This window comes from Corynebacterium sp. (assembly GCF_012838985.1).
In the GTDB taxonomy this organism is placed as follows: Bacteria; Actinomycetota; Actinomycetes; order Mycobacteriales; family Mycobacteriaceae; genus Corynebacterium.
On record NZ_DUOE01000150.1, the window covers coordinates 1 to 11,629 of the forward strand.

General features: G+C 68.9%; 13 protein-coding genes and 1 pseudogene. 3 read left to right on the plus strand and 11 right to left on the minus strand.

Features of this window, described 5'->3' with window-relative positions; translation table 11 throughout:
- Positions 1-45: 45 nt before the first annotated feature.
- A complete protein-coding gene (gene guaB / locus GXZ33_RS08570) occupies positions 46-1,566 on the minus strand; it encodes an IMP dehydrogenase (RefSeq protein WP_291340510.1) in 1,521 nt (506 codons plus the stop codon).
- Positions 1,567-1,687: 121 nt separating this feature from the next.
- On the opposite strand from guaB, the gene GXZ33_RS08575 reads away from it, so the two are divergent.
- Positions 1,688-2,065 carry a DUF5319 domain-containing protein gene (locus tag GXZ33_RS08575; protein ID WP_291340511.1) on the plus strand — a complete coding sequence of 126 codons (378 nt, stop codon included), beginning with the start codon at positions 1,688-1,690 and terminating at the stop codon, positions 2,063-2,065.
- Between the two features lie 50 nt (positions 2,066-2,115).
- On the opposite strand, the gene GXZ33_RS08580 is transcribed toward GXZ33_RS08575, so the two are convergent.
- Both GXZ33_RS08580 and GXZ33_RS08585 read right to left on the minus strand, forming a co-directional pair.
- A complete protein-coding gene (locus tag GXZ33_RS08580; RefSeq protein ID WP_291340512.1) occupies positions 2,116-2,931 on the minus strand; it encodes a hypothetical protein in 816 nt (271 codons plus the stop codon).
- Positions 2,931-3,524 (minus strand): sigma-70 family RNA polymerase sigma factor, encoded by a 594-nt coding sequence (locus GXZ33_RS08585; RefSeq protein ID WP_291340513.1) that lies wholly within the window; start codon positions 3,522-3,524, stop codon positions 2,931-2,933. The genes GXZ33_RS08580 and GXZ33_RS08585 overlap by 1 nt, the downstream gene beginning before the upstream one ends.
- Positions 3,525-3,871: 347 nt before the next feature.
- Between GXZ33_RS08585 and GXZ33_RS08590 the strand changes: the two genes are divergently transcribed.
- Complete coding sequence (locus GXZ33_RS08590) at positions 3,872-4,201, plus strand: WhiB family transcriptional regulator (protein ID WP_291340514.1); 330 nt, start codon at positions 3,872-3,874, stop codon at positions 4,199-4,201.
- 74 nt (positions 4,202-4,275) lie between these two features.
- Here the strand turns inward: GXZ33_RS08590 and groL are convergent, their stop codons facing one another.
- The 8 genes from groL to GXZ33_RS08630 all read right to left on the minus strand — a co-directional run bounded on the left by groL (position 4,276) and on the right by GXZ33_RS08630 (position 11,284).
- Positions 4,276-5,886, minus strand: coding sequence for a chaperonin GroEL (gene groL, locus GXZ33_RS08595; protein WP_291340516.1), 1,611 nt, complete (start codon positions 5,884-5,886; stop codon positions 4,276-4,278).
- 19 nt (positions 5,887-5,905) lie between these two features.
- Positions 5,906-6,205 carry a co-chaperone GroES gene (gene groES, locus GXZ33_RS08600; protein ID WP_291340517.1) on the minus strand — a complete coding sequence of 100 codons (300 nt, stop codon included), beginning with the start codon at positions 6,203-6,205 and terminating at the stop codon, positions 5,906-5,908.
- A gap of 188 nt (positions 6,206-6,393) precedes the next feature.
- Positions 6,394-6,825, minus strand: coding sequence for a hypothetical protein (locus GXZ33_RS08605; RefSeq protein WP_291340520.1), 432 nt, complete (start codon positions 6,823-6,825; stop codon positions 6,394-6,396).
- A gap of 82 nt (positions 6,826-6,907) precedes the next feature.
- On the minus strand, positions 6,908-7,957 hold the full coding sequence (gene tsaD, locus GXZ33_RS08610; RefSeq protein WP_291340522.1) for a tRNA (adenosine(37)-N6)-threonylcarbamoyltransferase complex transferase subunit TsaD: 1,050 nt from the start codon (positions 7,955-7,957) through the stop codon (positions 6,908-6,910).
- Between the two features lie 10 nt (positions 7,958-7,967).
- Positions 7,968-8,438, minus strand: a complete 471-nt coding sequence (rimI, locus tag GXZ33_RS08615) for a ribosomal protein S18-alanine N-acetyltransferase (protein WP_291340524.1) — start codon at positions 8,436-8,438, stop codon at positions 7,968-7,970.
- Positions 8,438-9,100, minus strand: coding sequence for a tRNA (adenosine(37)-N6)-threonylcarbamoyltransferase complex dimerization subunit type 1 TsaB (gene tsaB / locus GXZ33_RS08620; protein ID WP_291340526.1), 663 nt, complete (start codon positions 9,098-9,100; stop codon positions 8,438-8,440). The genes rimI and tsaB overlap by 1 nt, the downstream gene beginning before the upstream one ends.
- 16 nt (positions 9,101-9,116) lie before the next feature.
- Entirely contained in the window at positions 9,117-9,599 is a 483-nt protein-coding gene (locus tag GXZ33_RS08625) for a hypothetical protein (protein WP_291340529.1), read from the minus strand.
- 71 nt (positions 9,600-9,670) lie between these two features.
- Positions 9,671-11,284, minus strand: coding sequence for an aspartate:alanine exchanger family transporter (locus GXZ33_RS08630; protein WP_291340530.1), 1,614 nt, complete (start codon positions 11,282-11,284; stop codon positions 9,671-9,673).
- 103 nt (positions 11,285-11,387) lie between these two features.
- On the opposite strand from GXZ33_RS08630, the pseudogene GXZ33_RS08635 reads away from it, so the two are divergent.
- A pseudogene (locus GXZ33_RS08635) lies at positions 11,388-11,629 on the plus strand (tryptophanase); the annotation flags it as partial.

The following is an 11,629-nucleotide window of genomic DNA, read 5'->3' on the forward strand; positions in this document are numbered from 1 at the left end:
CCCCACCACGGTGGGTCTCCGGCCAACTCTCAGCGAACCGACGGACTAGTGGTAGTTCGGCGCCTCGACGGTCTGCTGGATGTGGTGCGGGTGGGACTCCTTGAGGCCCGCGGTGGAGATCTGCACGAACTGCTTGGTCTGCAGCTCGGCGATGGTGGCGGAACCCGTGTAGCCCATGGAGGCACGCAGGCCGCCGACGAGCTGGTGGGTGATCGCGTCGATGGAGCCGCGGAACGGCACGCGACCCTCGATGCCCTCCGGCACGAGCTTGTCCTCGCTGCGGACGTCCGCCTGGAAGTAGCGGTCCTTGGAGAAGGAACGCTTCTCACCGGTCAGGCCGCGACCCTGCATGGCGCCCATGGAGCCCATGCCGCGGTAGCGCTTGTACTGCTTGCCGCCGACGACGACGATGTCACCGGGGGCCTCGGTGGTGCCGGCGAGCATGGAGCCGAGCATGACGGAGGAGGCACCGGCGGCCAGGGCCTTGGCGATGTCACCGGAGTACTGCATGCCACCGTCGGCGATGATCGGGATGCCGGCGGCGTGGGCCGGGACGGCGGCCTCCATGATGGCGGTGATCTGCGGGGCACCGACACCGGCGACCACGCGGGTGGTGCAGATGGAGCCCGGGCCGATGCCGACCTTGATGGCGTCGGCGCCGGCGTCGATCATGGCCTGCGCGGCGGAGCGGGTGGCCAGGTTGCCGCCGACGACGTCGACGCGGTCGCCGAAGTCCTTCTTCACGCGGGAGACCATCTCGAGGACGCGGTTGTTGTGGGCGTGGGCGGAGTCGACGACGAGGACGTCGACGCCCGCCTCGACCAGCTGGCCGGCGCGGTCCCAGGACTCCTCACCGGTGCCGATGCCGGCGGCGACGAGGAGACGACCCTGGTCGTCCTTGGAGGCGTTCGGGTGCTGCTCCGTCTTGACGAAGTCCTTGACGGTGATGAGGCCGGCGAGCTTGCCCTGCTTGTCGACGATCGGCAGCTTCTCCACCTTGTTGGCGGACAGCAGCTCGAGCGCCTGCTCCTTGGTCACGCCCTCCGGGGCGACGACCAGCGGCATCGGGGTCATGACCTCGGCGACGCGGCGGTCGACGTTCGGCTCGAAGCGCATGTCACGGTTGGTGCAGATGCCGACGAGGATGCCCTCGGCGTCGACGACCGGCAGTCCGGAGATACGGAAGCGGGCGCAGAGTGCGTCCACCTCGCCGATGGTCATGTCCGGGGTGGCGGTGACCGGGTCGGTGACCATGCCGGACTCGGAACGCTTGACGATCTCTACCTGCTCCGCCTGCTCCTCCGCGGAGAGGTTACGGTGCAGGACGCCCAGGCCACCCTGGCGGGCCATGGCGACGGCCATGCGGGCCTCCGTCACGGTGTCCATCGCCGCGGAGATGACCGGGACACCCAGCCGGATGTTCCTGGTGAACTGGGTGGAGGTGTCGACCTCGCTCGGGATGATGTTCGACTCCGCCGGCAGGAGCAGGACGTCATCGAAGGTCAGGCCCAGGAGGGCAATCTTGTTGGGATCGTCGCCCCCGGTGGACACACGCTGATCGGTCATGGAAATGTGGCTCCTTCGCACTGTGTGGCTTCCGCAATGACTACACCCTAATCCCTTTTCCCCCTGGACAGGTAGCGGCAGGGAATTGCCCATTGAGCTGGTCCACAATAGGGTGACGAGTGTGAACTACGACTCGCAGATGCCGCTCGACCCGTTCGCCGACGATCCGAACGATCCGGCGTCCTTCCTGGACCCCGAGGAGCCCGCCCCGCCGCTCACGGACGAGGAGCGTCTGCACGTCACCCAGGATCTGGCCCTGGTGGCCCGCTTCCGTGAGGAGCTCACGCCGCACGGCATCCTCGGCATCTTCTTCCTGTGCGAGGACTGCGATGACCTCCACTACTACGACTGGGACATCATGGCCTCCAACATGGCGGCCACCCTGCGCGGCGAGCTCGCCCCGGTGCATGAGCCCTCCGTCGAGCCCGACGTGAACGCCTACGTCCCCTGGGACTACGCGGCCGGATTCCTCGACGGGATCAACGCACCCCGCCGATAGGTCAGGAAGAAGAAACCGCCGGGAGGTTCATCCGGCGGTTTTTTCTGTGCCTATTCCTGGATCTGCGGCGGTGCCAGCGTCGGGGCCGGTGCGTCGTCGCCCGGATCCACCGGCTGCGGCAGCTGGGTCGGTTCGACGGGGGACGGCAGCGGGTTGTCCCGGATCGGGGGCGGCCCCTGGGTGACAGTGACGGTGGCGGTCTCCGTCTCGGTGTGGCGGGTGGTCTCGGTGACGGTCTCGGTGGTCGGGTCGACCGGCTCCGGGGTGGGCGTCTCGCCCGGCACGGTGGCTGTCGTCGTGGCGGTCACCGTGGTGCCCGGCTCACGGGTGTTCGGCTGCTCGGCCGGCGACTGGGCGTCACGGAGGTTCCGGACCACACGGCGGGCCTCCTCGAGGAGTTCGCGGGTGCCGTCGATGTCGCCCTCGGCGGCGCGGGAGTCGATCTCCTCCAGCGTGCCGGCGAGCTCGACGACGGCGGCGCGGTCACTGAACAGCGCGCTCGACATGCCCCACAGCGGGGAGCCCGGGGTGGCGTTGTAGATCATCGAACCGGAACCGGCGATGACCAGCGTCGCGGCGGCGGCGCCGATGAGACCGGACACGAAGGGACGTCCGCGGCGCGCGCGACGGCGGGAAGTCAGGGAGATGACCACGGGCTCCTCGTCCGCGCCCTCGATGAGCGGGGCCGGGGGCATCTGCTTCTCGACGTCCTCGCGCAGCTCCAGGAAGAGCGCCGCCAGTTCGTCGGTGCCGTCGGAGGGGTCGAGGCCCTGCGAGAGCTCGGTGAGGAAGGCGTCATCATCCATCAGCGGCTTCAGCTGTGTGGTGATGTCACCCGTCGTGGAATCCGCGTGCCTACGCTTCATCACTTCGCTCCTTCATTCTCCGTGGCCTGGGCGTCATCCTGAGTGCCCAGGGTCTTGCGCAACGTGGCCAGCGCACGGTGCTGCGCAACACGCACGGCACCGGGGGTACTGCCCACGACCGCGGCGGTCTCCTCCGCCGACAGTCCGACGAAAACGCGCAGAATCACGATGTCGCGCGCCTTCTCACTTAATGAATCGAGCAGAGCCCTCACTCTGTTACTTCCGTCGGCTGTGAGGGCGTGGTCCTCGGGGGTGTCGCGCTCGGTGATGGTGTCCGGAACCTCATCGGTGGGCAGCGAATGATCGCGGGCCATGGCACGGTGCGCGTCGGCCACCTTGTTGAAGGCGATGCCGTAGACGAAGGCCATGAAGGGGCGACCCTTGTCCACGTAGTTGCCTATCGACGTCGCGACCGCGAGGCAGATCTCCTGGGCGATGTCCTCGGGGGTCGGCGTCCGCCCGCCGCCGACGCGGGCGCGCGCGTAGCGCAGGACCATCGGGTGGACGATCGCCATGATCCGTTGCAGAGCGCGACGGTCACCGTCGACGGCCAGCGGCACAAGGTCGGCCAGCTCTGCCTCGGTATCACTCACGTAGTTCTCCTCCGGATCACCTGCGACCCCTTGTGGCACAGGCGGGACCAGAATACCCGTTTACCCTGGAAGCCGAGTTTTATTCCCGGATCCTCCCTGCCAGCTGCTAGTGCACCAAGAATTCATTAAGGGTTAACCTACCGCATTCATGCAGGTCAGGAGCCTGACCATCAGGTCACTCACGCGGCGGCCACATCCCGGCCATGGCGAGGCCATATGGCAGACATTTGATGTTCATCACGCCAGTCCACACTCCACAGGTGCGTCGGAGAGCGTGACTCACCGTCCTGGACTCTGCACCGATGCACACGAGTCTATGACTTCTTGACCTGAGGAGAAAACAGAACATGTCACAACCGCACCTGCTTCCCGGACCGAACGCCGATTTCTGGGACTGGCAGCTCCACGGCGCCTGCCGGGGCGAAGAGTCGGATGTGTTCTACCACCCGGACGGCGAGCGCGGTCGCGCCCGTGCCCAGCGTGAGAACCGCGCCAAGGCCATCTGCCACACCTGCCCTGTGATCTCCGCCTGCCGCGAGCACGCGCTCAAGGTCGCCGAGCCCTACGGCATCTGGGGCGGACTCTCCGAGTCCGAGCGCCTCACGGTCCTGCGCAACCGCGGTGTCGTCCGTGGCGGCCGCCAGGCCACCCGCGTCCCCGCCGCCGCCCACGGATAACCCCCTCCCCCGGAAAACACCGAAGCCCGGCCCGAGCACAAGGCTCAGGACCGGGCTTCAGCGCGTGGTGGTGACTAGTGGTGGTGGCCGTGGGCCGCAGCCTCCGGCTCCTCACGCTTGTTCACCACGGATGCCTCGGTGGTGAGCACCATGCGTGCCACGGAGGAGGCGTTGACCACTGCGGAGTGGGTCACCTTCACCGGGTCGATGATGCCCTGCTCGATGAGGTTGCCGTACTCGAGGGTGGCGGCGTTGAAGCCCTCACCGTTCGGGAGCTCGGCGGTGCGGGCGACGACGACGGCGCCGTCGAGGCCTGCGTTGTCGGCGATCCAGTAGCACGGCTTCACCAGGGCGCGGGCCACCGACAGGACACCGGTGCGCTCCTCGCCCTCGAACTCCTCGGCCCAGGCCTTGAGTTCCTCGGCGATCTGCACGAGTGCGGAACCGCCGCCGGCGATGACGCCCTCCTGCACGGCCGCGCGGGCCGCGTTGATGGCGTCCTCGACGCGCAGCTTGCGCTCGTTGACCTCGGTCTCGGTCGGGGCACCGACGCGGATGACGGCGACGCCACCGGACAGCTTGGCCAGTCGCTCCTCCGCCTTCTCACGGTCCCAGGAGGAGTCGGTGTTCTCGATCTCGCGGCGGATCTGCTCGCGGCGGGACTCCACCTCCTCCGGGGTGCCGGCACCGTCGACGATGACGGTCTCGTCCTTGGTCACGGTGACGCGACGTGCGGAACCGAAGACCTCCGGGCCGACCTCGTTGAGGTGGACGCCGATCTCCGGGTCGACGACGGTCGCGGAGGTGACCACGGCCAGGTCGTCCATGAAGGCCTTGCGGCGCTCGCCGAAGTACGGGGACTTCACGGCGACGACGCGCAGGGTCTTGCGGATGGAGTTGACCACGAGGGTCTGCAGCGGCTCGCCCTCGATGTCCTCGGCGATGATGAGGACGGGCTTGCCCGACTCGACGACCTGCTCCAGGATCGGCAGGAAGTCCGGCAGGGAGGAGATCTTGTTGCGGACGAGCAGCACGAGGGCGTCGTCAAGCACAGCCTGCTGGGAGTCGATGTCGGTGATGAAGTAGGGCGACAGGAAGCCCTTGTCGAAGGAGATGCCCTCGGTGACGTCCAGGGACGACTCGATGGACTGGGACTCCTCGACGGTCAGGACACCGTCCTTGCCGACCTTGTCCATGGCGCCGGCGACCATCTCACCGACGATCTCGTCGCGGGACGAGACGGTGGCGACGTTGGCGATCTCCGTGGAGGAGGCCACCTCGGTAGCGCGGGCCTTCAGCAGCTCGACGGTCTTGTCGGCCGCGGCGGCGATGCCCTTGTTGAGCTCCACCGGGTTGGCACCGGCGGCAACGTTGCGCAGGCCCTCGGCGATGAGCGCCTGGGCGAGCAGGGTCGCGGTGGTGGTGCCGTCACCGGCGGCGTCGTTGGTCTGGATGGCGACCGACTTGACCAGCTGGGCGCCGAGGTCCTCGAAGGGATCCTCGAGGTCGATGTCACGCGCGATGGTGACACCGTCGTTGGTGACCAGCGGGCCGCCGAAGGCCTTGTCGAGCACGACGTTGCGGCCCCGGGGGCCGAGGGTGACCTTCACTGCGTCGGCGAGGGTGTTCACGCCGCGCTGGATGCCCTCACGGGCCTCCTGGTCGAATGCGATGAGCTTTGCCATAGGGCTGTGTTACCCCCGCTTACTTCTCGACGATGGCGAGCAGGTCACGAGCGGACAGCAGGAGGTAGTCCTTGTCCTCGTACTTCAGCTCGGTGCCACCGTAGGGGGAGAAGATGACGACGTCGCCCACCTTGACGTCCACCGGGATGCGGTCCCCGTCATCGTCCATGCGGCCCGGGCCCACGGCGACGACGGTCGCCTCCTGGCGCTTCTCCTTGGCCGAGTCCGGGATGACCAGGCCGGAGGCGGTGGTGTTCTCGGTCTCGGTGATCTCGACCAGGACCTTGTCCTCGAGCGGCTTGATGTTGACGTTTGCCACGATATTCCTCCGTGAAAAGTTGAGAGAGTTGTATGTGCCGGTTGTGGTGCCAGCACAGCCGTCGTCGCGGGTGAACAACTGTGGGTGAGACAACCTTCCTGGCACTCTACCTACGCGAGTGCCAGCACTCAACCTTTCGGGGTGCCAACCCGCCCCGGGCGGCCGACCACCCTGCCGGGGAGTCGGGGTCAGTCGACCCGCAGCTGGCCCATGTTGAGCACGGCGGCCCGCCACAGGCGGTAGTCCTCCGGCTGGTCCTCCTGGTAGTTGCGCACGGCACGGATGCCGTCCTTGACGCGGCGGATGTCGTCGAGTCCGATGTCCTCGCCCTCGGCCCCGACGAAGATGACGGTGCCGCAGATGGCGGCCGTCGGATCGGAGAAGAACGCGGCGTTGCCGGTGGCGGCGGCGTTACGCCCCAGGGAGGCGACCGGGTTCGGCTCGGCGCCGTTGCTCCTGGCCTCCGGGTTGAACAGGGCCGCGTAGTCGGTGCCGTCCTCCTGGAAGGCGACGGCGACGCGGTCCTGGCTGATGCCGCCGAGGAACTGCGCGGCGGAGTCCAGCTCGAACTCGACGATGTTGTGGGTCAGGTCAGGGCGCACCAGAAATCCGGTGATCATGAACGGTCCTTCAGGTGGGATACAGGTCAGCGCTCACAGTAACCCCGCAGGACCGGTCCCGCAGCGCGAGCGGAGACACCCGCTAGGACGAGACGAGCGGGATCTCCACCTCGAGCGACGGATCGGTGCCCACGCTCAGCTCGCTGGCGCCGGAGCCCTCGTGGATGAGCTGGGCGGCCAGGGCGGCGATCATGACGCCGTTGTCGGTGCACAGGGAGAAACGCGGGACACGCAGCTCGATGCCGGCCGCGGCGCAGCGCTCCCCCGCCAGCTCCCGCAGCCGCGAGTTCGCCGCCACCCCGCCGCCGAGCAGCAGCACCTGCGCCCCGACGTCCTGGCAGGCCCGGACGGCCTTGAAGGTGAGCACGTCGCAGACGGCCTCCTGGAAGGACGCGCACACGTCCTCCACGGAGATGACCCGGCCCTCCCGTTCGGCGGCCTCGACGTAGCGGGCCACCGAGGTCTTGAGCCCGGAGAAGGAGAAGTTGTGGCGGTGTCCCCGCTCCTCGTCGACCCGCTTCATCAGGCCGCGCGGGAACGGGATGGTGTCGCGGTCACCGCGCTGGGCGAGCCGGTCGATGACCGGGCCACCCGGGTACCCCAGGCCGAGGAGGCGGGCGACCTTGTCGTAGGCCTCGCCGGCGGCGTCGTCAAGCGTGGAACCCAGCTCCCGCATCGGACGCCCCACGGCCTCCACCTCGAGGAGCTGCGTGTGGCCGCCGGAGACGAGCAGCGCCACCGAGTGCGGCAGCGCATCGCCCTCCAGGTTGGCCACGGCGACGTGTCCGCCCAGGTGGTTGACCCCGTAGAAGGGGACGCCCCACGCGGCGGCGTAGGCCTTCGCCGCCGACGCCCCGACGAGCAGTGCGCCCGCCAGACCCGGGCCGACGGTGGCGGCCACGGCGTCCGGCCTCGTCACGCCCGCCTCCGCCAGCGCCGCCCGCATCACCGGGCCCATCTGCTCGAGGTGCGCGCGGGACGCGATCTCCGGCACGACCCCGCCGAAGCGGGCGTGCTCGGCCATGGACGAGGCCACGGTGTCGGCGAGGATGGTCACGGTGCCGTCGTCGGTGAGCTCGACGACGCCGACACCGGTCTCGTCGCAGCTGGTCTCCACACCCAGGACAATCATGGTCCCGAGGTTACACCCCGTCGCGCTCGCTCCCCGCGGGCCGCTTCATCGTGTACGCGTCCGCCCCCGAGGGCTGGTAGTAGCGCTTGCGCTCACCGATGATCTCGAAGCCGAAGGACCGGTACAGGGCGACGGCGGCCTCGTTGTCGGTGCGGACCTCGAGGAAGACCTCCCCGTCGAGGCCGTCGGCCAGGCGCATGAGCTGGTCCATGAGCAGGCGCCCGAGGCCCCGGCGCTGCTGCGCGGGGTCGACGCCGATGGTGTGGATCTCGAACTCCGGGTCCTCCCGCGGCCCGAGCTGCGCGATACCGCCGTAGGCGAGCAGCTCATCGTCGTCGAAGACACCGAGGTAGAGGTGGTTCGGCTGGGCGAACTCGACGACGAAGATGTCGCGCGTCCAGGGGTTCTCCCCGGGGAAGAGCAGTTCCTCGAGCTCGGCGCAGCGTGCGGCGTGCTCGAAGGTGAGGCGACGGATCTCCATTACAGCTCCACCTCCGGGATGGCCGGGGACTTCGGCACGGCCTTGGGCGGCACTGCGTCGGGGCGACGCAGGTAGAGCGGGACGAGGGGATCCGGGGTGGCGTCGAGGTCGGCGACGGCCACCAGGGACGCGGCGTCCGGGACGAGGTCGTGGCGCGCCACCGCATGGAGGGCCTCCGGCAGCTGGGCCGCCAGGTGTTCCGGCACGGAGAGCACGTCGACGTCGTGCGGGAGCTGCAGCTGCGCAGGCTTCACGACGTCCGGCCCCGCCGTGCGCACCCCGTCCCGGTAGGTGGCCCAGTAGATCTCCCGCCGGCGGGCGTCGGTGGCCACCAGCGCGCGGCCGGCGGGCAGGCGGCGGGCGATCGCGTCATGGGAGCAGACGCCGTGCACCGGGATGCCGAGTGCGTCGCCGAACGCGGCCGCCGAGGCCATGCCGACGCGCAGACCGGTGAAGGGGCCCGGGCCGCAGCCGACGACGACGGCGTCGAGGTCGGGGAAGGTCACGTCGGCATCGGCGAGCAGGGCCTGCACGGTGGGCGTGAGCTGCTCGTTGTGCGCGCGCGTGCCGGGTATCACCCGGTCCCGGCTGCGGCCGGTGGAGGTGTCGACCAGGCCGGTGACCAGGTCGGGGGTGGAGGTGTCGATCGCCAGTACAAGCACGACACCCACACTAGTGCTAGTTGAGCAGTGCCCAGCCACCGTCCTCGGTCTTGCCCAGCGGGAGCATGGCGCGGGCGTCGATGTACTGGCCCAGCGGGACGGTGCACAGGTCGATGTCGGCGCGGTCGATGCGGTCGAAGGCGTGGCCGCCGTCAGCGGAACGCAGCAGCAGGTAGTTGGTGTCCTCCGGGACGCCTGCGCCACCCAGCTTCAGCTCGAAGGCGTCGACGTCGAGGTTCCGGGCGATGCCCTCCTCCGTGGCGTAGGGGCAGACGATGGCCGCCGCGATCCACTCCTCGCCGTAGAGGTCCTGCGGGACCAGGCCGACGATGCCCGGACCGCTGGCCGACACCTTGGCGACGGCCTGCTCGAGGGCACCGGCGGTGTCGAAACGGGTCTCCGCGCCCGTCGGACGCATGCCGATCAGCAGCGCCAGGACACCGATCCAGGCGACGAGGACGATGGCGATGAGGTACTTGGCGGTCGAGGACAGCGACACAGGGGACTCCTAGCAGGGGTTGAGCGACAGACCTGCTCACACTACTCCCCCACCCTGGCAGTCCGCTGGATTCAGAGCAGGAGGAGGAGCAGGATCTGGCTCGCCACGATCTTGCCGATCATCGCCGTCGGGTACACGGTGGCGTAACCGCGGGTCGCGAGCTCGGTGCCGGTCTGCCCGTTGAGGTAGGAGATGATCGCCGGGTTCGTCGTCGCACCGGCCGCCACACCCATCGACTCATCCCAGGTCAGGCGCAGCACCAGCATGCCGACCACCGCGCAGATGAGCGCCGAGGCCACCGTGATGAACAGGCCCGCGGCCATGACGGTGAGCGAGGAGGGGTCGGTGAGGGCCTTCTTGAAGCCGGCACCGGCGGTGGTGCCCACGCCCGCCAGGAACAGGGACAGTCCCAGCGTGTTGAGGGTGTGCACCGCGTGGTAGGGCATCGTCCACGTGACCGGCCCCGTGCGGTGCAGCGCACCGAGCACGAGTCCCGCGACGATGGGGCCGCCACCGAATCCCAGCGACAGGACCGATCCGCCCGGCAGCGGGATGGGGATGAAACCGAGCAGGAGCCCGGCGAGCAGGCCGAGGGCGAAGGGCAGCAGGTCCGGTGCCGCGAGCGAACGCTCCGAGTCGCCGAGGAACGCGCGGACCTCGGCCATGCGGTTGGGCGGGGCGACGACACGGACGCGGTCCGAGTAGTTGAGCACGTCCTCCGGGTGCGGGACCTCATCGGCGTCACCGCGCCGGACGCGGGCGATCTTGAAGCCGGCGGAGACGGTGTCGAGCTCCTCGATCCGGCGTCCCACCACGCGCGGGTTGGACACCGTGATGCGCTTGTACACCAGGTCGGTGCCCTCGATGGTCACCTGCGTCGGCTGGCCCAGGGTGCGCTGCGCCGTGGCGATGGCCTCCTCCGTGCCGTTGATGAGCAGGACCATCCCCTCGCGCAGGCGGTCGGTCGGGGCCGCCAGGCGGTGGTCGTGGGGGCCGTCGACGATGCGGGTGGCGATGATCTCCGCGCCCGCCAGCGTCGGCAGCTGCGCGACGGTGCCCTCGACGCCGGGGCCGATGACCACGCCGTCCCACTGCAGCGGCGCGATGATGAGGCCCTCCCTCCGCGCATCCTCCACGTGGTTGACCTTGAGCAGCGCGGCACCCACCGCGGCGACGAGGATCGAGCCGATCACCGCGCCGGGGTACGCGAGGGAGTAGCCGATGACGGGTTCGGCGGAACGGGTGGCGTCGACAAGCGCACCCCCCTCGACCATCTCGACGACCGCGGCCATGCCGGGCGTCGAGGTGAGCGCGCCGGCGAACATGCCGGCGCCGATCAGCTCATTGAGGCCGAGGAGCTTCACCGCGCCGTAGGCCACGCCGACGAGGGTGCCGAGCAGGGCGATCATGAACAGGGTGAGCCGCCAGCCGCGGGAACGGAACTCCGCGAAGAACTGCGCACCGGCGGTCAGACCGATGGCGTAGACGAACATCGCCAGGCCGAGCTGGTAGAGCAGGGGCGGGATCTGGATGTCGGGGTCGGCCGTCGACAGACCGAGGGCGACGAAGAGGACCGCCGCCGCACCGAGGGAGATCCCGAGGACACGGATCTTTCCCAGGGCGAGGCCGACGGCGAGGATCGCGATGAGGGCGACGAGGGGTTGGGCTACGAGGAAATCCAGCACAAACCCCATTGAACTCCCGGGTGACGGGACGGGCAACCGCGGCACATGGGACAATGGCAGGCGGTCCAGCCGAATATCATTCATTCAAACAAGGAGTCTCACCGTGTCGAAGGTGACGTTCTTCCGCGGCCAGCAGCTGCCGCTCGAGATGCACAAGGTCCGCATCATCCAGAAGCTCACGCTTCTGCCCATCGAGGAGCGCAAGGAGGCGATGGCCGAGGCCGGCTACAACACCTTCCTCCTGGAGAACAAGGACGTCTTCCTCGACATGCTCACCGACTCCGGTGTCAACGCCATGTCCCAGGACCAGCAGGCCGCCATGCTCATGGCCGACGACGCCTACGC